We start from the raw sequence: 21,992 nt of genomic DNA, 5'->3' as shown, positions 1-21,992 counted from the left end.
GTCCGGTACCTCACGCTTCCCGCCGGGGGGGCCCGACGGCGGCGGGGGGCCGCGGGGCCGCGCGCCCGCCCCGGGGGGGCCCCCCCCGCCTTCCCCCCCCGCGCCCCCCACGACCCGGGCGGCGGTGCGGGCGGCGCGCGTGGCCGCGGTGGTGGTCGTGGTCATGTCGCACGCCCCTTGGGACCCGCGGTGCGACCGAACTGCTCCTCCAGGACGGTCAGCCGCCGCCAGTACTCGTCCTCGTCGATCTCACCGGCCGCGAAACGGTGGCCGAGGAGCGCGATCGGGGACTGCTCGTCGTAGGCCGGGCTCGGTCCGCGTCCGCGACGGCCGCGCATCCATCCGGTGCGGCGCAGGACGGTGACCACGGTGAGGATCACGGCCGCCCAGACGAGCGGGAAGAACAGGACCCAAGGGCCGGGGCCGGCGTGGGCGAGTGTGTTCATGTCTCTCAGCTCCTCATGCGTTGTGTCGCGTCTCGATGCTTCGAGACTCGCTCGCGGAGGGGGTCCTGGTCGTCGTACGGCCAGCGGCTTCGTCCGTACGACGCGGGGAGTACGGGCCGTGCTCCCGGCTGCTCCCGTTCATCCGACACCGCTGTACCTACTGGTATGTACACTGCCGTCATGACGACGTCCGAGCGACTGATCGAGGCCACCCGGGAGCTGCTCTGGGAGCGTGGCTACGTGGGCACGAGCCCCAAGGCGATCCAGCAGGCCGCCGGTGCCGGGCAGGGCAGCATGTACCACCACTTCGCCGGGAAGCCGGATCTGGCGCTCGCGGCGATCCGTCGTACGGCGGAGGAGATGCGGGCGACGACGGAAGCCGTCCTGGCCGGCGGGGATTCGGCGTACTCCCGCTTGGAGGCGTATCTGCTGCGCGAGCGCGATGTGTTGCGCGGCTGTCCGGTCGGGCGGCTGACCATGGACCCGGACGTCGTCGCGAGCCCGGAACTGCGCGCTCCCGTCGACGAGACGCTCGACTGGCTGCGCGGCAAGCTCGCCGGGGTCGTCCAGGAGGGCCTGGACAGTGGGGAGTTCACCGGACCCCTGGATCCGGCCGGGCTTGCGGCCACGATCGTGGCGACCGTGCAGGGCGGCTATGTGCTGGCCCGCGCGTCCGGCTCCCCCACCGCCTTCGACACCGCCGTCCGCGGCCTGCTCGCCCTGCTGTCGACCCTGTCGAGCCGTACCGCCTGAGCGCACACAAGAGGATCGGAGACCGCCCGTTGGATGCCATGCAGTACGAGATCACCTTGCCCGCCGACTACGACATGGGGATCATCCGGGAGCGGGTCGCGACGAGGGGGCACCTCCTCGACGACTTCCCCGGTCTCGGCCTCAAGGCGTATCTGATGAGGGAACGCGAGGACGGCTCGCCGGTGAACCAGTACGCGCCGTTCTACCTCTGGACCGCGCCGGAAGGGATGCACTCGTTCCTCTGGGGCCCCGGATTCCAGGGGATCGTGAACGACTTCGGCCGGCCCGTGGTGCAGCACTGGACGGGTCTCGCCTACGAGGAGGGGCCGGCGGCCTCGGTGGCTCCACGGACCGCGACGCGCCGCAGGCTCCCCGTACCGATGGACATCGCCCCGGCGCGGGCGGTGGCGCAGGCGCGCACCCGCCACGCGCGCGAGGCCCGTGTGGACGGCGTGGTGGCGAGCGCGCTCGCGATCGATCCGCGCCACTGGGAGCTGCTGCACGTCACCCTGTGGGCGCAGGAGCCCGCGGCTTCGGAGCGGGGCTCCGGCTCCGACGCGTGCGAGCGTTTCCAGGTGCTGCACGTGTCGGCGCCGGAGCGGGCGGATCTGGCGGGTCAGCCCACCGGGACGAGCGTCAGATAGGCCATGCCGAGCACGCGGCGGTAGCCGTTGAGCCAGGTGGAGCGCTGGCGGTCGACCCGCTCACGGGTCTCGGCGGCGAGCGGGTGGTCGGGGTGGGCGGCCAGCCAGACCTCGGTGTCGTTGCGGTAACCGGACTCGAACTCCTCCCACTCGTCGGCGTCGGCCGTCTCGATCCACGCGGGGCGGAAGCCGGCCTCGATCGCCAGGTCGACGAGCGGTCCGAGCAGGAAGTGCTCCCCGGCGTGCGCGCCGGGCCACATCCCGGCGAGCTCCTCGTCCGTCGGCGTGCGCTGCCAGAAGCCCTCGCCGAGGACGACACGGCCGCCGGGCCGTACCAGGCGCCGCAGTTCACGCAGGGCGGCTGCCGGGTCGTGGGGCTGATCGGGGTCGCAGAGGGCCTGGCTGGAGCCGAGGCAGAGGATCGCGTCGACCGGCCCGCGGGTGGTGCCGAGCGCCGACTCCTCCACGAACTCGACCCGGTCCGCGAGTCCGCGCTCCTTGGCGAGGACCCGGCCTCGGGCCAGGTCCTCGGCGTTGATGTCGATGCCGACGCCGGTCGATCCGGGCGCGGCCTCCAGGACGCGCATCAGCAACTCGCCCCAGCCGCAGCCGATGTCGAGCACGGTGGCGGGCGAATCGGCGGCGAGCCGCTCGATCATGCGGGTGGCGCGGGCCTCGGAGAGCGGCCCGTGGAAGGTCAGGCTGCCGAGGCGCGGAGGAAGATCGTTATCGGTCATGGAGCGGAACGCTAGTGCGAGTGGCGCCGTCCGCCCAAACCGATATCGCGCGGAGGGGCTTCAGGCCGCGCGCTCGACCTTCCCATCCCTCACGTCACCGGCCTGCCCAGAGCGGCCAGCGGGTCGTCGAGGACCGGCTGCCAGGCCAACTCCGCCGCGCCCACCAGGCTGTTGTGGTCGAGCGTGCAGGCGAGGATCGGCACACCACCACTGCGACCCCACAGGCTGCGGTCCGCGACGACCGCGCGCAGTCGGTCGGGGTCGGCGTCCAGCAGCTCGCGGTGCAGACCGCCGAGGATGATCCGGTCCGGGTTCAGGATGTTCACGAGGCCGGCGAGGCCGAGCCCCAGACGGTCGATCAGCTCCGCCGTCGCGGCCCGTACGCCCGGGTCGTCGGGGCTGGTCCGCAGCAGGTCGCGCGACTGCTGGAGCAGCGAGACCTCGGGCCCGGGGGCGCGTCCGGCGGCGGTGAGGAAGGCGAGCGGGTCGGTCTCGACGTCGAGGCAGCCGCGGCTGCCGCAGTGGCACGGGCGCCCCTCGGGGTTGACCGTGAGGTGCCCGACCTCGAGGGCGAGGCCCGAACTCCCGGTGTGCAGGCGGCCGTCGAGGACGAGGGCGCCGCCGACGCCCCGGTGGCCGGTGGCGACGCAGAGAAGGTCCTTCGCGCCGCGGCCCGCGCCGTGGCGGTGCTCGGCGAGGGCGGCGAGGTTGACATCGTTGCCCGTGAAGGCCGGGCCCTCGATACCGGCTGCCCGGACGCGCTCCGCGAAGATCTCCCGTACCTGAGCGCCGGCCGGCCAGGCGAGGTGGAGCGGGTTGAGGGCGGTGCCCTCGGGTTCGGCGACGGCTGACGGCGCGGCGAGGCCCGCGCCGACGCAGCGGCGGCCGCTCTCCTCCAGCAGGGCGGCGCCGGCGTCGACGACGGCGCCCAGGACCTGGGCGGGGTCGGCGGAGACGGTGACGCAGCCGGGCGCGGTGGCCACGATGGTGCCGCCGAGACCGACGAGCGCGGCGCGGAAGCCGTCGGCGTGGACCTGCGCGGCGAGGGCCACGGGGCCCTTGTCGTCGACGGCGAGGCGGTGCGAGGGGCGCCCCTGGGACCCGGCGGCGGCGCCGGGGTTGGAGTCGACGCGGATGAGGCCGAGGGCCTCCAGTTCGGCGGCGACGGCACCGGCGGTGGCGCGGGTGACGCCGAGTTCGGCGGTGAGCACGGCGCGCGTCGGCGCGCGGCCGGTGTGCACCAGCTCCAGTGCGGGCCCGAGCGCGCCGCGCCCCCTGTCCAGCCGTGTCTTGGTCGTCGTCGCCTTGCCGTTCATGGGGGCGAGTCTCCCATGATCGGACGGTGGCGCGGTTTCGGCGGGTGCCCAGCGGGTACCGACGCGGCGGGAATCGGGAGGTGTCATGGCACGCTCCGACACGTCGACGACCCGCGTCCGGGCCCTGCTGGAGCACCAGGGGCACGGGACGTACGCGGAAGAGGCCGGCATCCGGCTCAAGGACACTCCGCAGCCGCTGTACCAGCTGCTCGTCCTGGCCCATCTGCTGAGCGCCCGGATCCGCGCGGAGACGGCGGTCGCGACGGCCAGGGCGCTCTTCGACGCGGGGATGGGCAGCCCGCGGCGGATGCGGGACGCCACCTGGCAGGAGCGGGTGGACGTGCTGGGCGAGGGCGGCTACCGGCGCTACGACGAGCGGACCTCGACGCAGCTGGGCGAGGAGGCCGAGCTGGTCCTCGCGGAGTACGGCGGCGATCTGCGGCGGATGCGGGCGGCGGCGGACGGCGACGTGGACGTTCTGCGGTCGGAGCTGCAGGAGATGCCGGGGATCGGCCCGGCCGGCGCGGACATCTTCCTGCGCGAGGTCCAGGGAATCTGGCCGGAACTGTCCCCCTACCTGGACGAGCGCGCCCTGCGGGGCGCCCGGCGCGCGCACCTCCCCACGGACCCCGCCGCGCTCGCGGACCTCGTGCCCCGCGAGGAACTCCCGCTCCTTGCCGCGGCGCTCGTACGGGCGTCGCTGCGAAGGGACACCGCCGACGCCTGAGGGTGGGCACCGCCGGGGTCGCGGTCTTAGCGCTGCCGGTGCCGCGCTCCTAGCGCTGCCGGTGTCGGGGCGTGGGCACCGCCGACGCCTCGGGGTGAGCACCGCCGACGTCACGGTCGAGCACTGCCGGCGTCGCGGACGAGACCGCTGACGTCCCGAAGGGACAGCGCCGACGCCTCGGGTTGAATCCGCGTCCGCCGACCCCTATCCTGAGTTTGTGCCGCTACTAAACAAAGTACGGACGGCCGTACCGGGGGGCCCTGGCGGAGACACCGCTCCCTCCCTGTCCCGCCTCCGCACCGCCCTCACCCTCTTCTTCGCCCTCGACGGCTTCCTCTTCGCCGGCTGGGTGGTCCGCATCCCCGCGATCAAGCAGCAGACCGGGGCCTCCGCCAGCGACCTCGGGCTCGCGCTGCTCGGGGTGTCGGCCGGCGCCGTGGTGACCATGACCCTGACCGGGCGCCTCTGCCGGCGCCACGGCAGCCACGCCGTCACCGTCGCCACCGCCGTGCTGCTCTCGCTCTCCATCGCCCTGCCCGCCCTGACCCACTCCCCGCTCGCACTGGGCCTCGTCCTGCTGGTCTTCGGCGCCGCGTACGGCGGCATCAACGTGGCCATGAACAGCGCCGCCGTCGACCTCGTCGCCGCCCTGCGCCGCCCCGTGATGCCCAGCTTCCACGCCGCGTTCAGCCTCGGCGGGATGGTCGGCGCCGGACTCGGCGGGCTCGTCGCCGGAAGTCTCGCCCCCGCGACCCATCTCCTCGGCCTGACGGTCGTCGGACTGCTCCTGACGGCCGTCGCCGGTCCCGTACTGCTCCGGCAGCCCTCCCCCACCCCGCCGGAGACGGTCGCAGCCGCCGACCGACCCCGCGGGAAAGCCGGTTCACGCGGGCTCGTCCTCGTCTTCGGGGTGATCGCGCTCTGCACGGCGTACGGCGAGGGCGCATTGGCCGACTGGGGCGCGCTCCATCTGGAGCAGGACCTCCACGCGCACCCGGGCGTCGCCGCCGCCGGCTACTCCCTCTTCGCGCTCACCATGACCGCCGGCCGACTCTCCGGCACCGCGCTCCTCGAACGGCTCGGCCAGACCCGCACGCTCGTGGCGGGCGGGGCGACGGCGGCCGTCGGCATGGTGCTCGGCGCGCTCGCCCCGAGCGTCTGGGCCGCACTGCTCGGCTTCGCGATCACCGGTCTCGGCCTGGCCAACATCTTCCCGGTGGCCGTCGCCCGCGCCGGAGCGCTGGCCGGCCCGAGCGGGGTCGCCGCCGCCTCGACCCTCGGCTACGGCGGCATGCTGCTCGGCCCGCCGTCGATCGGCTTCCTCGCCGACTGGTTCTCTCTGCCGGTCGCCCTGACCACCGTCGCCGTCCTCGCGGCGGGCGCCGCGGTGATCGGCTACGCGGCGCGGAACGTACGGGCACCGGCGCAGGCCGAGTAGCCGTACCCGGGCAGCGCGGCCGGGCTCCCGCAGGCGGGATTCCGGCCCGGCCCGCGCCCGCCCCTGGCAGAATCCGCCGCATGGGGATCATGAAGATCGACGAGCACATCGAGGCCCTGGACGCGGCGGGCAGGGCCCTGGCCGACGCCGCGGCAGCGGCGGGCACGGGCGCCGCGGTGGCGACCTGCCCGGGGTGGCGGGTGCGGGATCTCCTGCGCCACACGACGATGGTGCACCGCTGGGCCACGGCGTTCGTCGCCGAGGGCCACACCTCCTACCACCCCGACGGCGGCGAGCCGGACCTCGACGGCGAGGAGCTCATCGCCCACTTCCGTGAGGGCCACGCCCTGCTGGTCGCCGCCCTGCGCGCGGCGCCCGACACCCTGGAGTGCTGGACGTTCCTGCCCGCTCCCTCCCCGCTCGCCTTCTGGGCGCGGCGGCAGGCCCACGAGACGACCGTGCACCGCGCGGACGCCGAGTCCGCCCTGCCGACGGGGGTTCCCGGCCCGGTCGGCCCGGTGGTCGCCGTGGACGGCATCGACGAGCTGCTGCGCGCCTTCCACGCGCGCGACCGCAGCCGCGTCCGCACACCGGAGCCGAAGACCCTGCGGGTCCGGGCGACGGACACCGGAGACGTATGGACCGTACGGCTCTCCCAGGAGGCGCCGCGCACGGAGCGCGACGCGGCGGGCCCGGCCGACTGCGAGCTGAGCGGTCCCGCCGACCGTCTCTATCTGACGCTCTGGAACCGGCTGCCGGAGGGCGCGGTGACCGTGACGGGCGACGCGTCGCTCGCGCGGCTGTGGCGGGAGACGTCGGGCATCGCCTGGTCGTGAGAGAACGGCGGCGCGGAACCGACCCGCCCCCGGAACGCGAGCCCGGAACGCCCCGCGATCCGGGCGCCGCACCGCCCCGGAACGCAGGCCCGACCCGCTCCGAGATCCCGGCCCCGTACGCGTCCTCAGCCCAGCCAGCCCGGGCGCACCAGGCCCGACTCGTAGGCCAGGACCACGAGTTGGGCCCGGTCACGCGCGCCCAGCTTCACCATCGCCCGGCTCACATGGGTCTTGGCGGTCAGGGGGCTGACGACCAGGCGCCGGGCGATCTCCTCGTTCGAGAGGCCGATGCCGACCAGGGCCATCACCTCCCGCTCCCGCTCGGTGAGTTCGTCGAGTCCGGACATCCCGGCCGGGGCCTTCGAGCGGGCGGCGAACTCCTCGATGAGCCGCCGCGTCACCCCCGGCGAGAGCAGCGCGTCGCCCTCGACGACGGCGCGCACGGCCCGTAGCAGCTCCTCGGGTTCGGTGTCCTTGACGAGGAAGCCGGAGGCGCCGGAGCGGATGGCCTCGAAGACGTACTCGTCGAGCTCGAACGTGGTCAGCATGACCACCTTCACCTCGCCGAGGGCCGGGTCGCCGGTGATCCGCCGGGTGGCGGCCAGACCGTCGAGCCGTGGCATCCGGATGTCCATCAGGACGACGTCCGGGCGCAGTTCGCCCGCCTTCGCCGCGGCCTCGTCACCGTCGGCGGCCTCCCCCGCGACCTCGATGTCCGGCTGGGCGTCCAGGAGCGCGCGGAAGCCGGCCCGTACCAGCGACTGGTCGTCGGCGAGCAGGACACGGATCACGGGGTCTCCTTCGGGCGGGCGGGAAGGACGGCGCGCACCTGGAAGCCGCCGTCCGGGCGGGTGCCCGCCTCGATCGTGCCACCGAGCGCCGCGGCCCGCTCCCGCATTCCGGCGAGTCCGTTGCCGCTGCCGCCGGCGTCGCCGCCGGTGGCCGGTCCGTCGTCGTCGACACGGAGCTCCACGCCGCCGGGCCGGTACGCGATCACGACGCGGGCGGTGCGGGACCCGGAGTGCCGGACCACGTTGGTCAGCGCCTCCTGCACGATCCGGAAGGCCGCGAGGTCGGTGCCGGGCGGCAGCGCCACGGGCTCCCCTTCGGTCGAGGTGCGTACGGTCAGACCCGCGGACGCCGCCTGTTCGACCAGTTCCGGGAGCCGGTCGAGGCCGGGCGCCGGGGTGCGTGGGGCCTCGCCGGGTGCGCGCAGGGTGGCGAGCACCTGCCGGACCTCGCCCAGCGCCTCCTTGCTCGCCGCCTTGATGGTGGTGAGCGCGGTACGCGCCTGCTCGGGGTCGGTGTCGAGCAGAGCGAGACCGACACCCGCCTGCACGTTGATGACGGAGATCGAGTGGGCGAGCACGTCGTGCAGTTCGCGGGCGATCCGCAGGCGCTCCTCGTCGGCCCGGCGCCGCTCGGCCGCGGCGCGTTCGGCGCGCTGCTGCGCCCACTGCTCGCGGCGGACACGGACCAGTTCGGAGGCGGCGAGGATCGCGACGACGAAGAGGGCGACGGGAATCTCCTGGCCCCAGGGCGCGGCGGAGTCCCCCTTCGGGGGCAGATAGCGGTAGAGCCAGTGGGCGAGGAGCAGATGACCCGCCCAGAGCAGGCCCAGCGCCCACCAGGCCGACCGCCGGTGACCGTGGACGATCGCCGCGTAACAGGCGACGGCGGCGAGGAGGAAGACCGGACCGTACGGGTAGCCGGCGGCGAAGTAGCCCAGGGTGAGCGCCGCCGTCCCGAAGACCACGGGGACCGGGTGGCGGTGGCGCAGCAGGAGCAGCGCGGAGCCGACGAGCAGCAGCGAGCGGCCGAGGGCGTCCAGCGACTCCCGGTCCGGCTGGTTCCGCGCGGCGAAGCCGGAGCCCACCATCACGAAGACGGCGAGGAGCAGGGTGGACCGCCAGGGCAGTCCGGTCCCGGGCTCCCGTTCGGCCCACTGCCGCAGCCAGGGCGGGCCGACCTGACTGCGGCGTGCCCGCGGTGGGCCGCCCTCGCCGTCTCTGCGCAGTTCGTCCATGCCCGCCACGCTAGACGCGGTCGGGCCGCTCGGGCGTCAGCCGGGCGTGGTGATCACACGTACTCCCGCCGGAGTACGCCGCCCGGCGCCCTGTCGGGAGCCGGCGCCTCGCTCAGACCGATACGGCGGTGGAGGCGGCGCAGCGGCGCGGGCGCCCACCAGTTGGCACGGCCCGCGAGCCGCATGGTCGCCGGGAGGAGCACGACGCGGATGAGGGTGGCGTCGACCAGGATGGTGAGGGCCGCCCCGACACCGAGTTCCTTGAGGAAGACGACACCGCCGGTCGCGTACGCGGCGAAGCTGAGGGCGAGGATTCCGGCGGCGGCCGTGATCAACGGTGCGCTGCGGCGGATGCCCTCGACGACGGCTCGGTCCGTGTCGCCGGTCCGCTCGTACTCCTCCTTGATGCGCGCCAGCATGAACACCTCGTAGTCCATGGACAGTCCGTAGACGATGCAGAACATCAGGATCGGGATGCTCGGCTCGATCGAGCCCGTGGGGGTGAAGCCGAGCACCGAGGCGACGTGGCCGTCCTGGAAGACGAAGACGAGGCAGCCGAACATCACCGACAGGCTGAGCAGATTGAGGACCGTGGCCTTGGCGGGGAGCAGCAGGCTGCCGGTGAGGAGGAAGAGGATGACGAAGGTCGCGGCGAGGACGAGTCCGACGACGATCGGCAGCCGTTCGAGCAGGGTGGCGCGGAAGTCGGTGGTCTCGGCGGGATAGCCGCCGACCAGGGCGCCGGGCGGACCGTCGGCGGTACGGATCCGCTCCACGAACGCCGGCACGTCCCCGTACATCGCCCGCTGCGTCGGGACGACGGCCAGGACGGCCGCGCCGTTCTTCCCGTACCGCGGCGGCTCCACGCTGTGGACGCCCGGAAGGCGGGCGAGTCCGGCGGCGTACGCGGCGAGTTCCGCCCGGTCCAGGGGCGAGGGCACGACGACATGGACGGTGTCGGTCGGTTCGGCGGCGAACTCCCGGTGGACGATCTCCGACGTCGTACGGGAGGAGGTGCCGGCCGGGAGGGTCCGCTCGTCGGGGAGGCCGAACCGCAGGCCCAGGAGCGGAGAGCCGGCGATCAGCAGGACGCCGAGCACGGCGGCGGCGCTGAGCGCGGGACGGCGCAGGACGCGCAGGGCGATCCGGTGCCACAGGCCGCGCCCGGGCGGGGACGAGGTGGGGCGCTCCATGCGGTGGCCCCAGCGGGCGAGAGCGGCCGGCAGCACGAGGACCGCGCCGGCCACCGCCGTGAGGACGACGAGGACGCCGGCGTAGGCGAAGGAGCTGAGGAAGAAGAAGGGGAAGACGAGGAGGGCGGAGAGGGAGACGGCGACGGTCACGCCGCTGAAGAGCACGGTGCGTCCGGCGGCCGCGGTGGCTCGGTCGACGGCTTCCGGCTGGGCGTGCCCGAAGGCGCGTTCCTCGCGGTAGCGGGTGATGAGGAAGAGACTGTAGTCGATGCCGAGTCCGAGGCCGAGCACGAGCGCGATGTTGGCGGCGAAGGTGGAGACCGGCGTGAACTGGGCGAGCAGCCGCAGTCCGGCGAGCGTGCCGACGACGGACAGCAGCCCGGTCCCGACCGTGATCAGAGCGGCGGTGGTGCGGCGGTGGACCAGGATCAGGAGCAGGACGACGGCGGGCAGGACGAGCATCTCGGCGGTGAGGAAGTCGGCGCGTGCCTGTTCTCCGACCTGACGGGAGATCTCCTCCTGGCCGCCCACCTGGACCGTGAACTCCGGCGTGGGGCGGGTCAGCAGGGGCGAGAGGGTGGCGAGTCGGGCACGGGTCTCGGTGGCGCTTCCTTCCAGACGGGCGAGGATCAGGGCGCGGCCGCCGTCCTCGGAGCGCAGGGCCGGGCTCGCGCCGTTCCAGTACGCACGGGTGTCCACGACGCCCGGCAGGGCGGCGACCTCGTCGGCGAGCGCCCGCGCGGCGCGGGCGGTGGCGGGGTCGTCGATGGCTGGAGTGGACCGGCAGCGGCTATCGGCTGACCGGCGCCCGGATCGACGACCTGTGTGAGCGGCGGGAGTTGCTGCGCAGCGCGATCGCGGCACGTGAGGCCGGCGATCTGCGCCGGGCCGGGGAACTGGCGGGCGAGGCCGAGGCGTTGTGGCGCGGCGAGTACGCGGAGGGGCTGCCCGGTCCCTATCTGGAGGCCGAGCGCCGGCGGTGGGCGGAGAAGCGGACGCTGGTCCTGGAGGCGCGCCTGGAGGGCGCGATCGCGCAGGGGCGGTACGACGAGTGCGTCCCTGAGCTGGTGCGCCTGGTGGCCGCCCATCCGCTGCGGGAGCGGCCGGTGGCGCTGCTGATCCTGGCGCTGTACCGGGGCGGGCGCTCCTCCGACGCGCTGGTCGCGTACGAGGAGGCCCGGCACAGGATCGCGGAGGCCGTAGGCGCCGACCCGGGCCCCACCCTGCGCGCCCTGCACGAGCGGATCCTGCGACAGGACCCGACGCTGCTCGGCGGGGTCGCGGACATGGTGGGGCGGGGCTCGGCGCAGCGGGGTACGGCGGCCTGAAGGACGCGCTTGCGCACGGCGCGGCGACCTGAGGTGCGCGATCGCTCACGGCGCGGCGGCCCGAGGTGCGCGCCTTCGGGCCCTGGTGCGGCCTGAGGGGCGCGCGTTGGGGCGTTGCTGCGGCCCGAGGTGCGCGTGTTCGGGCTATGGGCGGGGCAGCAGGCCGACGTCCTGGCCCAGTCGGGCGGCGGACGCGGCGAAGAACTCCTCCCGCTCCTCGACGATCCGGTGGAACTGACCGAACACCTCGAACGAGATGAGCCCGAAGAGCTGCGACCACGCCGCGACCAGTGCGACGACGAGCGCGGGCGGCAGATCGGGGGCGAAGTCGGCGGCCATGCGCTCCGCCTCTGGGCGCAGCTTCCCGGGGAGCGGCGGCGGGGCGATGCCGTCGGTGGTGAACGCGTCGCGGGCGATGGTGATGAGGACGAGGCCGACGCGGGAGGCCGGGCCGATGGTGTCCTGCGGGGCGGAGTAGCCGGGCACGGGCGAGCCGTAGATCAGGGCGTACTCGTGCGGGTGCGCGACGGCCCAGGTACGGACGGCCCGGCAGACCGCCGTCCAGCGGGCGACGGCGTCGGGCGCGCGGCCGGCGTCCGCGGCGGCGAGGGCCTGTTCGGCGGCGGCGCCGACCGCGTCGTACGCGTCGACGATGAGTGCCGTGAGCAGATCGTCGCGGCTGGGGAAGTACCGGTAGAGCGCGGAGGACACCATGCCGAGCTCACGGGCGACGGCGCGGAGGGAGAGCTTCGGGGCGCCCTCGGCGGCGAGCTGCTTGCGGGCCTCGTCCTTGATGGCGGCGGTGATCTCGATGCGGGCCCGGGCCCGGGCTCCTTGAACGCTGGTCATGAAGGACAGTCTGCCATCTTTCAGAGCACCGCACTGAAACGAGAGCACTGCTCTTGCTTTGGCGTGCCGATCCGTGCACACTGATCTCAAGCGAGAGCAGTGCTCACACTTTCCCCATCGGAGGTTGCCATGTCCGCTCAGCCCGCCGCCCACGTCATGAAGCCCGGCTGGATCACGATCAACGTCCTCAATCGGGCCGTCGCCTGGATGACCCGCCGGGGCATCAGCGTCTGGGGCTCACGCATCCTCGCGGTCCGCGGCCGCAAGACCGGCGAATGGCGTACCACCCCCGTCAACCTGATGACGTTCGACGGCGCCCAGTACCTGGTGGCACCGCGCGGCCATGTCCAGTGGACCCACAACATGAGGGCGGCCGGCGGGGGCGAACTGCACCTCGGCAAGCATGTGCAGGCGTTCACCGCCGTCGAGCTGTCCGACGACCAGAAGCCCGTCCTGCTGCGCGCCTACCTCAAGCGCTGGAAGGCCGAGGTCGGCGTGTTCTTCGGCGGGGTCGGGCCGGACTCCACGGACGAGGAGCTGAGGGCGATCGCCCCGAAGCACCCCGTCTTCCGGATCACCACCACCTCATGAACCGGCCCGGGCCCCTGACGCCGGACCGGCCCACCCGACCCCGACGCCGGACCGACCCACTGCGCCCTCGACGCCGGACCGACCCCGACCCCGGACCGGCCCACCCGCCCCTGACGCCGGACCGATCCGCCCGACGTCACGACATCACGACGCCTCGGCGTCCCCCGCGCGCTCGGGCTCTCCCGCGGCCTTCGACGCGCCCGTCGCACCAGGCGCGTCCGTCGCACCGTCCGAGCCCGCCGGACCCGACACGCCCGCCGGACCGTCCGAGCCCGTGGTGACCTCCGCGCCGTCCACCTCGTCCGCGCCCTTCGCCGTACCCCCCGAGCCCTGCGGCTCGGCAGGCCCGGACGCGACGGCCGGGTCCGTGACGCCACGGCGCGCCGTGCCCGCCCCGGTGTCCAGTCGGCGGTCCAGGACGTCGAGCGCCCGCCGCGCGATCCCGTTCGAGCGGACCAGGCCGGCCAGCGTGGTCGAGCCCCGGGTGATGTCCGTGAAGGCGTTCCAGGCGGGACGCAGGCCCGTGATCGCCGCATGCAGCAGGCCGGGGCTGCGCTCGAAGAGCGCGAGCATCCGCCGCCCGACCGCCATCTCCACGCCCAGGCCGGCCTTGATCGCGAACGCGTAGTTCAGCGCCTGGCGGCGCGCGTCGACCGCGTCGTTCGCCTCCGCGATCCGTACCGCCCACTCCCCCGCGAGCCGGCCCGAACGCAGGGCGAACGAGATGCCCTCCCGCGTCCACGGCTCCAGGAGACCCGCCGCGTCACCGCACACGAGCACCCGGCCGCGCGACAGCGGCGAGTCGTCACTGCGGCAGCGCGTCAGATGACCCGAGGAGATCGCCGGTTCGAAGCCCGCGAGCCCGAGACGGGCGATGAAGTCCTCCAGATAGCGCTTGGTGGCCGCACCCTCGCCCCGCGCCGAGATCACGCCGACCGTGAGCGTGTCGCCCTTGGGGAAGACCCAGCCGTAGCTGCCGGGCATCGGCCCCCAGTCGATGAGGACACGCCCCTTCCAGTCCTCGGCCACCGACGGCGGCACGGGGATCTCCGCCTCGAGCCCGAGGTCCACCTGGTCCAGCTTGACGCCGACATGAGCCCCTATGCGGCCGGCGCTGCCGTCCGCTCCGACGACCGCCCGGGCCAGGAGCGTCTCGCCGTCGGCCAGGACCACGGCGACGGTCCGCCGGTCGGGCACGGCCGGGCCGTGCTGCTCGACGCGGGAGACGGTGACGCCCGTACGGAGCTCGGCGCCCGCCTTCTGCGCCTGCTCGACGAGCCCGGCGTCGAACTCGGGACGGTTGATGAGCCCGAAGAGCATCCGGCGCGAGCGGCGCGTGCGGGCGAAGCGGCCGTTCATGGAGAAGGTGACGGCATGCACCCGGTCCTGGAGCGGCAGTTCGAAACCGGGCGGGAGCGCGTCCCGCGACGGTCCGATGATGCCGCCGCCGCAGGTCTTGTACCGGGGCAGTTCGGCCTTCTCCAGGAGAAGCACGCGGCGGCCGGCGACCGCGGCCGCGTATGCCGCCGACGCACCGGCGGGGCCGGCCCCGACGACGACCACGTCCCAGACGGTCGCGTCCCGCGACTCTCCCGCGCGTACCTCTTCGGCGTCTGCGTTCTCGCTGCTCACGATGTGCTTCTGCTCCTGATCCGACCGACGGTCCATGCTCTTCCGGCATCCTACGGCCCGGTAGCCAGGGCCCCGCGCCGTAGGATCGGCCATACGTTCGCCGTACAACCGATATACGGCAACGTCATTACAACGTCGCACCCACCAGGAGCGTGCCCATGACCGCCAATCCGATCGCCGAGACCGTCGCCGAGCTGATGCCACGCGCCAAGGCGGAGCTCGCGGAACTCGTGGCCTTCGAGTCGGTGGCGGACGAGGCCGTGGCCCCGCGCAGCGAGTGCGAGGCGGCCGCGAACTGGGTGGCGGACGCACTGCGCGCCGAGGCGTTCCAGGACGTGGCGCTGCTCGACACCCCGGACGGTTCGCAGTCGGTGTACGGCGTGCTGCCCGGCCCCGCCGGCGCCCCGACCGTCCTTCTCTACGCGCACTACGACGTGCAGCCGAAGCTGGACGAGTCGGCGTGGGTCACCCCGCCGTTCGAGCTGACGGAGCGCGACGGACGCTGGTACGGGCGGGGCGCGGCCGACTGCAAGGGCGGCTTCATCATGCACCTGCTGGCGCTGCGCGCACTGAAGGCGAACGGCGGAGTCCCGGTCACGGTCAAGATGATCGTCGAGGGTTCGGAGGAGCAGGGCACGGGCGGTCTGGAGCGGTACGCCGAGGCGCACCCCGAACTCCTCACCTCCGACGCCATCGTGATCGGTGACACCGGCAACTTCCGGCTCGGTCTGCCGACGGTCACCGCGACCCTGCGCGGCATGACGATGATCCGGGTCCGGATCGACACCCTCGAAGGCAACCTGCACTCCGGCATGTTCGGCGGCGCGGCGCCCGACGCGCTGGCCGCGCTGATCCGGGTCCTGGACACGCTGCGCGCCGAGGACGGCTCGACGGTCATCGACGGCCTGCCGGCCGACGAGGTGTGGGAGGGCCTGCAGTACCCGGAGGACGACTTCCGCGCGGACGCGAAGGTCCTTGCGGGCGTCGCTCTGCCGGGCAACGGCACGGTCGCCGACCGTCTCTGGGCCCGTCCGGCCGTCACCGTCATCGGCATCGACTGCCACCCGGTGGCGGGCGCGACGCCGTCGATCCCGTCGACGGCGCGGGCGCAGATCAGCCTGCGGGTGCCGCCGGGCCAGGACGCGTCCAAGGCGACGAAGCTGCTGTACGCGCACATCGAGAAGCGTGTGCCGTGGAACGCCCGGGTCTCCTTCGAGCAGGTCGGCCAGGGCCAGGCGTTCCGGGCGGACGTGTCCAGCCCGGCGTACGTCTCGATGGCGGAGGCGATGCGGATCGCGTACCCCGGGCAGGAGATGCAGACCTCCGGCATGGGAGGCTCGATCCCGCTGTGCAACACGCTGGGGTCGCTCTACCCCGAGGCGGAGATCCTGCTGATCGGCCTGAGTGAGCCGGAGGCGCAGATCCACGCGGTGAACGAGTCGGTGTCGCCCGAGGAGCTGGAGCGCCTGTCGGTGGCGGAGGCGCACTTCCTGCTCAACTACGCCCGCTCGAAGCAGGGTTAAGCGTTCGGCGAAGCTCGCCGAGAGCGTAGAACCATACGGCGGACCTGCGTGGATGCGTAGGTTCGCCGTATGGACTTCATCGAGATCACGCCTCGACTGCACATGCTGCACTTCTCGATCGGCCAGGCCTATCTGTGGCGGGACGACGAGGAGTTGACCCTGATCGACGCCGGATGGGTGGACTCGGCGCCGGAGATCGAGTCGGCGATGCGGGGTGCGGGGCTCGACCCGGCCGCCCTGCGCCGGATCGTGCTCACCCACTGCCACCGCGACCACGTCGGCTCGGCCCAGGCTCTCGCCGACCGGTTCGGCGCCGAGATCGTGGCGCACCGCCTCGACGCCGCCGTGATCCGGGGTGAGGCCCCGGCCCCCGAGCCCGTCCTGCTCGACTGGGAGATCCCTCTGTACGAGCGCGGTCTGACCGTCCCCGAGGCACCGGCGACCCGGGTCGACCGGGAGGTGGAGGACGGGGAGGCGCTGGGCTTCGGGGACGGTGCGGTCGTGGTGCACACACCGGGTCACACGCCCGGCTCGCTCGCGGTCCACCTCCCGGAGCACGGAGTCCTGTTCACCGGCGACACGGTGGCGACGGTGCAGGGCGTGACGTTCGGTGTGTTCCATGTGGACCGCGAGCGCGCCATGGATTCGATGCGGCGTCTGGCGGAGTTGAAGCCGTCGGTCCTGTGCTGTGGGCACGGGGACCCGGTGACGACGGACACCGCCCGTCAGCTGGCGGAGGCGGCCGCGTAGTCGGTCGGCGCGGGCGGCGGTGGGGCGGCCTCGCCCTCAGCCGACCGGCACGCCGGCCTCCAGGTTGAGCACGGTCCCGCGTTCACGGGCGCGCAGGGCCCAGCGGAGGCGGCGGTAGCGGACCGGGGGCAGCAGTTCGGCGGCCTCCTCCTCGGTGACGAAGCGCCAGCCACGGAGCTCGGCGCCGGGCAGGAGGAGCCGGTCCGCGTCGGCGGTCGGCAGCAGGCCGCCGTCGAAGAGGAGTCGCAGCCCGCCGTAGCCCGGAGGTTGGGGGCGTTCCCAGTCGACGAGCAACAGGCGGGGTACGGAGTCGAGTTCGATGCCTATCTCCTCGGCGACCTCGCGCATCCCGGCCCGGGCGGGCGGTTCGCCGGGCTCGACGACACCCCCGGGGAACTCCCAGCCGGGCTTGTAGGTGGGGTCGACGAGCAGGAACCGGTCCTGTTCGTCGAAGAGCAGGACCCCGGCGGCGAGCGTCTCGCCGCTGGGTTCGGGGGTCTGGACGATGCCGCAGGGTGCGGCCTCGCCGGAGGCGACGGCCTCGGCGATGGACGCGGCGGCCTCGGCCGGTGTGAGTGCGGAGGTGTCGACGACGTGCGCGTCGGCGGCCAGCCAGTCGTGCAGGGCGGTGCGGTAGGGCTCGATGTGGTCGAGGGACCACTGACGTACGCGCTCCAGTGCCTGCGGGTCCGAGTCATCGGGTGTCCGGCCCCGGATCCGCGCGCGCAGGATCGTTTCATCCGGGGCGAGCAGGACGTGCCGGACCTGAATGCGCCGGGCTGCGAGCCCCCCGAAGATCTCGTCGCGGTACTCCTGGCGCAGAAGGGTCATGGGGACGACGAGCACACCGCCGACCTCGGCGAGCAGCGCGGCGGCGGCGTCCACGACCAGTCGGCGCCAGATCGGCAGGTCCTGGTAGTCGTCGACCTCGTCGAGCCGCTTCTCCGGCAGCAGCCGGTTCATCGTGGAGCCGATGATCTCGGGGTCGTACAGCGTGCTGTTCGGGATCAGATCGACCAGCTCGCGCGCGGTGGTGGACTTCCCCGCGCCGAACGTCCCGTTGATCCAGACGATCACGATTCCCCCTCTTCGATAGCCCACAGTGGCTTGCCCGCAACACCCTGCCACGGAAACCCCCGGGCGGAACCGGAGGGCGCCGGGTCCGCGTGGAGAGGGATGGGTGCACGGCTGTGAGACGCCTCACTCCACGAACGGGCGTACGGGCCGGTGCGTAACACTTCGAGACCGGGCGTCGTTGGACCGGCGAGGCAAGGGGGTGCGGAGATGAGCCGTACGGTATTGCAGTGGTTTCCCGCGGGAGGCCCACGGGGCAGCTGGCCCGCCGAGGAGTTCGCCAGCGCCCGCCGGGACGAAGGGCTCCCGGCGGAGGTCGTGATGGACCTGGAGTCCGACGCGTTCCTGGTGATCGTGGAGCAGAGGAGGCCCGAGCCGGTGGGCGGTTGAGCTCGCCGGGCCGGTGACGCGCCGTCAGCGCCCCACTCGGGGCGCTCCCCCAGGGATACGGGCGGCGGCGGCCGCGGCACCGAGCAGACCCGCGTCCGTACCGGTGAGTGCCGGGACGACGACGAGGTCGCGGACGAACGACAGCGTGGCGTAGGCCCTCAGGCTGCGCCGGAGCGGGTCGAACAGCACGTCTCCCGCGCCCGCCACTCCCCCGCCCACGACGGCGATGTCGATCTCGACCAGGGTCGCGGTGGCGGCGATGCCCGCGGCGAGCGCCTGGGCCGCGCGCTCGAAGGAGGCCAAGGCGACCGGGTCCCCGGCCTGTGCGGCGGCGGCGACCGCCGCCGCCGAGGTGTCGCCGTCGGGGCCCGGCCGCCAGCCGCCGTCCAGGGCGCGACGGGCGATGTGGGGCCCGCTGGCGATCCGCTCGACACACCCGCGCCCGCCGCAGGCGCAGGGGTCGCCGTCCAGGTCCACGCTGATGTGGCCGATGTGCCCGGCGTTGCCGGTGGGGCCGGGGTGTACGCGACCGTCGAGCACCAGGCCACCGCCCACACCGGTCGAGACGACCAGACACAGCGCGTTGTCGTGGCCGCGGGCCGCACCCTGCCAGTGCTCGGCGGCGGTCATGGCGACACCGTCGCCGACCAGCGTGACCGGTCGCCCGCCGGTCGCCTTGTGGACCCGCTCGACGAGCGGGAAGCCGCGCCAGCCGGGCACGTTGACCGGGCTGACGGTGCCCGCGGAGGCGTCCACGGGCCCGGCGCTCCCGATGCCCACCGCGTGCGCCGACTCCCACAGCGGCGAGGCCGCCAGGTCCGCGAGGACCGACTCGACGGCGCGCATCACCGTCTCGCCGTCCTCCCGCGCGGGGGTGGGCCGCTGGGCCCGTACGAGAATCGCGCCGTCGCCGTCCACCAACGCGCCGGCGATCTTGGTGCCGCCGAAGTCCAGGGCGACAACGAGGTCATTCTGCATGTGCGCGGTGTCTCCAGAAGGGGCGGGAGCGGTCGATCGCTGCGACCTACAGTCTCCCCTGCTCTGACAACGTTGTCCAGGCCCTATGCTCGGACGAGACAGAGACGAGACGAAGGAGATCCACTCACTGTGGCCGACACCGCCCGCCGCCCCGAGCACCGTTACGGCAATCGGCCCACGATGAAGGATGTCGCCGCCCGGGCCGGCGTCGGACTCAAGACGGTCTCACGGGTCGTCAACGGCGAACCGGGCGTCACCCCCGACACCGAGCGCCGGGTCCAGGAGGCCATCGAATCGCTCGGCTTCCGGCGCAACGACAGCGCCCGCGTGCTGCGCAAGGGCCGCACCGCCTCCGTGGGCCTGGTCCTCGAGGACCTCGCCGACCCGTTCTACGGTCCGCTCAGCCGCGCCGTCGAGGAGGTGGCCCGAGCCCATGGGGCGCTGCTCATCAACGGTTCCAGCGCGGAGGACCCGGACCGGGAGCAGGAGCTGGCGCTCGCGCTGTGCGCCCGGCGCGTCGACGGGCTGATCGTGATCCCGGCGGGCACGGACCACCGCTATCTCGAACCGGAGATCAAGGCGGGCGTCGCCACCGTCTTCGTCGACCGTCCGGCGGGCCGGATCGACGCCGACGCCGTCCTGTCGGACAGCTTCGGAGGCGCTCGCGCCGGGGTCGCCCACCTGATCTCCCACGGCCACCGCCGGATCGGCTTCGTCGGGGACCAGCCGCGCATCCACACCGCGACCGAGCGTCTGCGCGGCTATCGCGCGGCGATGGAGGACGCGGGGCTGGCCGTCGAGGAGTCCTGGGTGTCCCTGGGTCCGACGGATCCGGACCGGGTACGGGAGGCGGTCACGGCCATGGTGTCGGGACCGGCGCCGGTCACCGCGCTCTTCGCGGGCAACAACCGCGTCACCGTCACCGCCGTCCGGGCGCTCGCCGGCCGCGAACGCCCCGTCGCCCTGGTCGGGTTCGACGACATCGAGCTCGCCGACCTGCTCGGGATCACCGTCATCGCCCAGGACGCGGCTGCGCTGGGCCGTACCGCGGCGGAACGGCTCTTCCGCCGCCTGGACGGCATCGACGACGCGCCCGCCCAAGTGGTCCTGGAGACCCGGCTGATCGCGCGCGGCTCGGGCGAGATCCCGCCGTCCGCGTAGCGGGCGCGGGCGGTGACGTGTCCGGCGCCCGCGGTCAGCAGACGGGCAGATCCGGCAACGGCGCCTCGTCGTCTCCGCCCTTGACGTACACGGCACCGCCCCGTTCTCCCCTGTGCGATGGCGTGACAGGGAACGGGGCGGGGTGACAGCCGTTACTGGGCCGTGGCCGTGAGGTCGCCGCGGCGCGGGGCCGCGAAGCGGTCGAGGTCGGCGCGGGTCAGGCCGGTGAGGGCGTCGACCTCGGCGGTGTCGAGGGCGCCGCAGTCGATGCCGCGCAGCAGGTAGGAGCTGAGCGCCTTGGCCGTGGCGGGCTCGTCCATGACGTCGCCGCCCGCGTGGTTGGCGTAGGCGGAGAGGCGCTTGGCGGCGGCCTCGAAGCCCTCGCGGTAGAAGGCGAAGACGGCGGCGTAGCGGGTGGGGATGTGGCCCGGGTGCATGTCCCAGCCCTGGTAGTAGGCGCGGGCCAGGGCGCGGCGGGTGAGGCCGTAGTGCAGGCGCCAGGCCTCGTGGACGTGCTCGGTGGAGCCGACCGGGAGGACGTTGGTGGAGCCGTCGGAGACCCGTACGCCCGTACCGGCGGCGGCGACCTGCATGATCGCCTTGGCGTGGTCGGCCGCCGGGTGGTCGCTGGCCTGGTAGGCGGCGGAGACGCCCAGACAGGCGCTGTAGTCGAAGGTGCCGTAGTGCAGTCCGGTGGCGCGGCCCTCGGCGGCGCCGATCATGCGGGCGACGGCGGCGGTGCCGTCGGTGGCGAGGATGGACTGGCTGGTCTCGATCTGGATCTCGAAGCCGAGGCGGCCTGCGTCCAGGCCGTGGGCCTTCTCGAAGGCTTCGAGGAGGCGGACGAAGGCCGAGACCTGCTCCGGGTAGGTGACCTTCGGGAGCGTGAGGACGAGGCCGTCGGGCAGGCCGCCGTTCTCGATGAGTCCGGTGAGGAAGACGTCGGTGGTGCGGATGCCGCGGTCGCGTACGGCGGCCTCCATGCACTTCATCCGGATGCCCATGTACGGGGCCGCGGTGCCCTTCGCGTACGCCTCCGCGATCAGCCGGGCGGCGCGGGCGGCGTCGTGGTCCTCGTCCTGGCCCGCGTAGCCGTCCTCGAAGTCGACGCGGAGGTCCTCGATGGGCTCGCGCTCCAGCTTGGCCCGTACGCGGCCGTAGACGTCCTCGGCGAGGTCGTCGGAGAGGCCGAGGACGGCGGCGAAGGAGTCGGCGTCGGGGGCGTGCTGGTCGAGCGCCGCGAGGGCCTGGTCGCCCCAGGAGCGGATCGTTCCGGCGTCGAAGACGTTGCCCGGGACGTAGACGGTGTGGACGGGCTGGCGGGTGCCCGGGTCGCCGGGGTAGCGCCGGTCGAGCTCGGCGTCCACCGCTGCGAGGGAGGCGCTGATGCCCTCGCTGACCGCTCCGGCGAGGCTCGTCGACACCTTCTCCTGCTGACCCATCCCACATCCTCCTATTTTCCGCTTCACGGAATCAACAATCCGTATAGCGAAGTTAGTAGTCCGTCGGGACCTGCGTCAATGGTTGTCCGAAACGGCCGGGGGGGGGGGCGCGGCGCAGCCCACCCCGCCCCCCCCCCCGCCAGAAAAACAACAGAGAA

Annotated in this window: 22 protein-coding genes; 11 read left to right on the top strand and 11 right to left on the bottom strand. The window is 73.6% G+C overall.

Going from position 1 to position 21,992, the window contains the following annotated elements; translation table 11 throughout:
• Window positions 1-161: 161 nt before the first annotated feature.
• Window positions 162-446 (bottom strand): SHOCT domain-containing protein, encoded by a 285-nt coding sequence (locus ACFVZW_RS14445; RefSeq protein WP_384520765.1) that lies wholly within the window; start codon window positions 444-446, stop codon window positions 162-164.
• 165 nt (window positions 447-611) lie between these two features.
• Here ACFVZW_RS14445 and ACFVZW_RS14440 point away from each other — a divergent pair, with 165 nt between their 5' ends.
• Window positions 612-1,199 (top strand): TetR/AcrR family transcriptional regulator, encoded by a 588-nt coding sequence (locus tag ACFVZW_RS14440; protein ID WP_384520763.1) that lies wholly within the window; start codon window positions 612-614, stop codon window positions 1,197-1,199.
• Between the two features lie 29 nt (window positions 1,200-1,228).
• Window positions 1,229-1,843, top strand: a complete 615-nt coding sequence (locus ACFVZW_RS14435; RefSeq protein ID WP_384520762.1) for a DUF4865 family protein — start codon at window positions 1,229-1,231, stop codon at window positions 1,841-1,843.
• Here the strand turns inward: ACFVZW_RS14435 and ACFVZW_RS14430 are convergent.
• Complete coding sequence (locus ACFVZW_RS14430; protein WP_384520760.1) at window positions 1,816-2,580, bottom strand: SAM-dependent methyltransferase; 765 nt, start codon at window positions 2,578-2,580, stop codon at window positions 1,816-1,818. The genes ACFVZW_RS14435 and ACFVZW_RS14430 overlap by 28 nt on opposite strands.
• Before the next feature lie 89 nt (window positions 2,581-2,669).
• The gene (locus ACFVZW_RS14425) at window positions 2,670-3,896 is read right to left on the bottom strand and encodes an ROK family protein (RefSeq protein WP_384520758.1); all 1,227 of its coding nucleotides are present in this window, start codon (window positions 3,894-3,896) and stop codon (window positions 2,670-2,672) included.
• An 85-nt stretch (window positions 3,897-3,981) separates the two neighbouring features.
• Here ACFVZW_RS14425 and ACFVZW_RS14420 point away from each other — a divergent pair, with 85 nt between their 5' ends.
• From ACFVZW_RS14420 to ACFVZW_RS14410, 3 genes are all read left to right on the top strand, one after another.
• Window positions 3,982-4,623 (top strand): endonuclease, encoded by a 642-nt coding sequence (locus ACFVZW_RS14420; RefSeq protein WP_384520756.1) that lies wholly within the window; start codon window positions 3,982-3,984, stop codon window positions 4,621-4,623.
• A 217-nt stretch (window positions 4,624-4,840) separates the two neighbouring features.
• Window positions 4,841-6,061, top strand: a complete 1,221-nt coding sequence (locus ACFVZW_RS14415; protein ID WP_384520755.1) for an MFS transporter — start codon at window positions 4,841-4,843, stop codon at window positions 6,059-6,061.
• Window positions 6,062-6,150: 89 nt separating this feature from the next.
• A complete protein-coding gene (locus ACFVZW_RS14410) occupies window positions 6,151-6,897 on the top strand; it encodes a maleylpyruvate isomerase family mycothiol-dependent enzyme (RefSeq protein ID WP_384520822.1) in 747 nt (248 codons plus the stop codon).
• A 125-nt stretch (window positions 6,898-7,022) separates the two neighbouring features.
• Here the strand turns inward: ACFVZW_RS14410 and ACFVZW_RS14405 are convergent, their stop codons facing one another.
• Genes ACFVZW_RS14405 through ACFVZW_RS14395 form a run of 3 tightly spaced genes read right to left on the bottom strand, consistent with a single transcriptional unit; the run spans window position 7,023 to window position 10,980 of the window.
• Window positions 7,023-7,688, bottom strand: coding sequence for a response regulator (locus ACFVZW_RS14405; protein WP_384520753.1), 666 nt, complete (start codon window positions 7,686-7,688; stop codon window positions 7,023-7,025).
• Window positions 7,685-8,923, bottom strand: a complete 1,239-nt coding sequence (locus ACFVZW_RS14400; protein ID WP_384520751.1) for a sensor histidine kinase — start codon at window positions 8,921-8,923, stop codon at window positions 7,685-7,687. Before ACFVZW_RS14400 ends, ACFVZW_RS14405 begins: the two co-directional genes overlap by 4 nt.
• A 53-nt stretch (window positions 8,924-8,976) precedes the next feature.
• Window positions 8,977-10,980 (bottom strand): MMPL family transporter, encoded by a 2,004-nt coding sequence (locus ACFVZW_RS14395; RefSeq protein ID WP_384520750.1) that lies wholly within the window; start codon window positions 10,978-10,980, stop codon window positions 8,977-8,979.
• Between ACFVZW_RS14395 and ACFVZW_RS14390 the strand changes: the two genes are divergently transcribed.
• Window positions 10,887-11,444, top strand: coding sequence for a BTAD domain-containing putative transcriptional regulator (locus tag ACFVZW_RS14390; RefSeq protein ID WP_384520820.1), 558 nt, complete (start codon window positions 10,887-10,889; stop codon window positions 11,442-11,444). The two genes, ACFVZW_RS14395 and ACFVZW_RS14390, sit on opposite strands and share 94 nt — an antisense overlap.
• 144 nt (window positions 11,445-11,588) lie before the next feature.
• Here the strand turns inward: ACFVZW_RS14390 and ACFVZW_RS14385 are convergent, their stop codons facing one another.
• Entirely contained in the window at window positions 11,589-12,293 is a 705-nt protein-coding gene (locus ACFVZW_RS14385) for a TetR/AcrR family transcriptional regulator (RefSeq protein ID WP_384520748.1), read from the bottom strand.
• A gap of 129 nt (window positions 12,294-12,422) precedes the next feature.
• Here ACFVZW_RS14385 and ACFVZW_RS14380 point away from each other — a divergent pair, with 129 nt between their 5' ends.
• Window positions 12,423-12,884 carry a nitroreductase family deazaflavin-dependent oxidoreductase gene (locus ACFVZW_RS14380; protein WP_384520747.1) on the top strand — a complete coding sequence of 154 codons (462 nt, stop codon included), beginning with the start codon at window positions 12,423-12,425 and terminating at the stop codon, window positions 12,882-12,884.
• Between the two features lie 144 nt (window positions 12,885-13,028).
• On the opposite strand, the gene ACFVZW_RS14375 is transcribed toward ACFVZW_RS14380, so the two are convergent.
• Window positions 13,029-14,552, bottom strand: a complete 1,524-nt coding sequence (locus ACFVZW_RS14375; RefSeq protein WP_384520745.1) for a geranylgeranyl reductase family protein — start codon at window positions 14,550-14,552, stop codon at window positions 13,029-13,031.
• A 122-nt stretch (window positions 14,553-14,674) separates the two neighbouring features.
• Between ACFVZW_RS14375 and ACFVZW_RS14370 the strand changes: the two genes are divergently transcribed.
• The gene (locus ACFVZW_RS14370) at window positions 14,675-16,039 is read left to right on the top strand and encodes a dipeptidase (protein WP_384520743.1); all 1,365 of its coding nucleotides are present in this window, start codon (window positions 14,675-14,677) and stop codon (window positions 16,037-16,039) included.
• A 69-nt stretch (window positions 16,040-16,108) separates the two neighbouring features.
• The gene (locus ACFVZW_RS14365) at window positions 16,109-16,789 is read left to right on the top strand and encodes an MBL fold metallo-hydrolase (RefSeq protein ID WP_384520742.1); all 681 of its coding nucleotides are present in this window, start codon (window positions 16,109-16,111) and stop codon (window positions 16,787-16,789) included.
• 36 nt (window positions 16,790-16,825) lie between these two features.
• Here the strand turns inward: ACFVZW_RS14365 and ACFVZW_RS14360 are convergent, their stop codons facing one another.
• Entirely contained in the window at window positions 16,826-17,869 is a 1,044-nt protein-coding gene (locus ACFVZW_RS14360; RefSeq protein ID WP_384520818.1) for an NUDIX domain-containing protein, read from the bottom strand.
• Window positions 17,870-18,073: 204 nt separating this feature from the next.
• Here ACFVZW_RS14360 and ACFVZW_RS14355 point away from each other — a divergent pair, with 204 nt between their 5' ends.
• On the top strand, window positions 18,074-18,253 hold the full coding sequence (locus tag ACFVZW_RS14355; protein ID WP_383557176.1) for a hypothetical protein: 180 nt from the start codon (window positions 18,074-18,076) through the stop codon (window positions 18,251-18,253).
• Window positions 18,254-18,277: 24 nt separating this feature from the next.
• Here the strand turns inward: ACFVZW_RS14355 and ACFVZW_RS14350 are convergent, their stop codons facing one another.
• The gene (locus ACFVZW_RS14350; RefSeq protein WP_384520740.1) at window positions 18,278-19,231 is read right to left on the bottom strand and encodes an ROK family protein; all 954 of its coding nucleotides are present in this window, start codon (window positions 19,229-19,231) and stop codon (window positions 18,278-18,280) included.
• Window positions 19,232-19,360: 129 nt separating this feature from the next.
• On the opposite strand from ACFVZW_RS14350, the gene ACFVZW_RS14345 reads away from it, so the two are divergent.
• On the top strand, window positions 19,361-20,392 hold the full coding sequence (locus tag ACFVZW_RS14345; protein ID WP_384520738.1) for a LacI family DNA-binding transcriptional regulator: 1,032 nt from the start codon (window positions 19,361-19,363) through the stop codon (window positions 20,390-20,392).
• Between the two features lie 152 nt (window positions 20,393-20,544).
• Here ACFVZW_RS14345 and ACFVZW_RS14340 read toward each other — a convergent pair whose 3' ends face one another.
• Entirely contained in the window at window positions 20,545-21,834 is a 1,290-nt protein-coding gene (locus ACFVZW_RS14340; RefSeq protein ID WP_384520737.1) for a DUF6986 family protein, read from the bottom strand.
• Between the last annotated feature and the right edge of the window lie 158 nt (window positions 21,835-21,992).

This window comes from Streptomyces sp. NPDC059567 (assembly GCF_042735655.1).
Taxonomy (GTDB): Bacteria; Actinomycetota; Actinomycetes; order Streptomycetales; family Streptomycetaceae; genus Streptomyces.
This window is presented reverse-complemented; position numbering and strand designations above follow the sequence as displayed.

What these genes read in the sequence shown, in the direction of transcription:
- ACFVZW_RS14350 (WP_384520740.1), bottom strand. Translation starts at nt 19,231, where the DNA reads ATGCAGAATGACCTCGTTGTCGCCCTGGACTTCGGCGGCACCAAGATC.
- ACFVZW_RS14340 (WP_384520737.1), bottom strand. Translation starts at nt 21,834, where the DNA reads ATGGGTCAGCAGGAGAAGGTGTCGACGAGCCTCGCCGGAGCGGTCAGC.
- ACFVZW_RS14380 (WP_384520747.1), top strand. Translation starts at nt 12,423, where the DNA reads ATGTCCGCTCAGCCCGCCGCCCACGTCATGAAGCCCGGCTGGATCACG.
- ACFVZW_RS14365 (WP_384520742.1), top strand. Translation starts at nt 16,109, where the DNA reads ATGGACTTCATCGAGATCACGCCTCGACTGCACATGCTGCACTTCTCG.
- ACFVZW_RS14370 (WP_384520743.1), top strand. Translation starts at nt 14,675, where the DNA reads ATGACCGCCAATCCGATCGCCGAGACCGTCGCCGAGCTGATGCCACGC.
- ACFVZW_RS14425 (WP_384520758.1), bottom strand. Translation starts at nt 3,896, where the DNA reads ATGAACGGCAAGGCGACGACGACCAAGACACGGCTGGACAGGGGGCGC.
- ACFVZW_RS14410 (WP_384520822.1), top strand. Translation starts at nt 6,151, where the DNA reads ATGAAGATCGACGAGCACATCGAGGCCCTGGACGCGGCGGGCAGGGCC.
- ACFVZW_RS14420 (WP_384520756.1), top strand. Translation starts at nt 3,982, where the DNA reads ATGGCACGCTCCGACACGTCGACGACCCGCGTCCGGGCCCTGCTGGAG.
- ACFVZW_RS14440 (WP_384520763.1), top strand. Translation starts at nt 612, where the DNA reads ATGTACACTGCCGTCATGACGACGTCCGAGCGACTGATCGAGGCCACC.
- ACFVZW_RS14385 (WP_384520748.1), bottom strand. Translation starts at nt 12,293, where the DNA reads ATGACCAGCGTTCAAGGAGCCCGGGCCCGGGCCCGCATCGAGATCACC.
- ACFVZW_RS14355 (WP_383557176.1), top strand. Translation starts at nt 18,074, where the DNA reads ATGAGCCGTACGGTATTGCAGTGGTTTCCCGCGGGAGGCCCACGGGGC.
- ACFVZW_RS14375 (WP_384520745.1), bottom strand. Translation starts at nt 14,552, where the DNA reads ATGGACCGTCGGTCGGATCAGGAGCAGAAGCACATCGTGAGCAGCGAG.
- ACFVZW_RS14430 (WP_384520760.1), bottom strand. Translation starts at nt 2,580, where the DNA reads ATGACCGATAACGATCTTCCTCCGCGCCTCGGCAGCCTGACCTTCCAC.
- ACFVZW_RS14400 (WP_384520751.1), bottom strand. Translation starts at nt 8,923, where the DNA reads ATGGACGAACTGCGCAGAGACGGCGAGGGCGGCCCACCGCGGGCACGC.
- ACFVZW_RS14445 (WP_384520765.1), bottom strand. Translation starts at nt 446, where the DNA reads ATGAACACACTCGCCCACGCCGGCCCCGGCCCTTGGGTCCTGTTCTTC.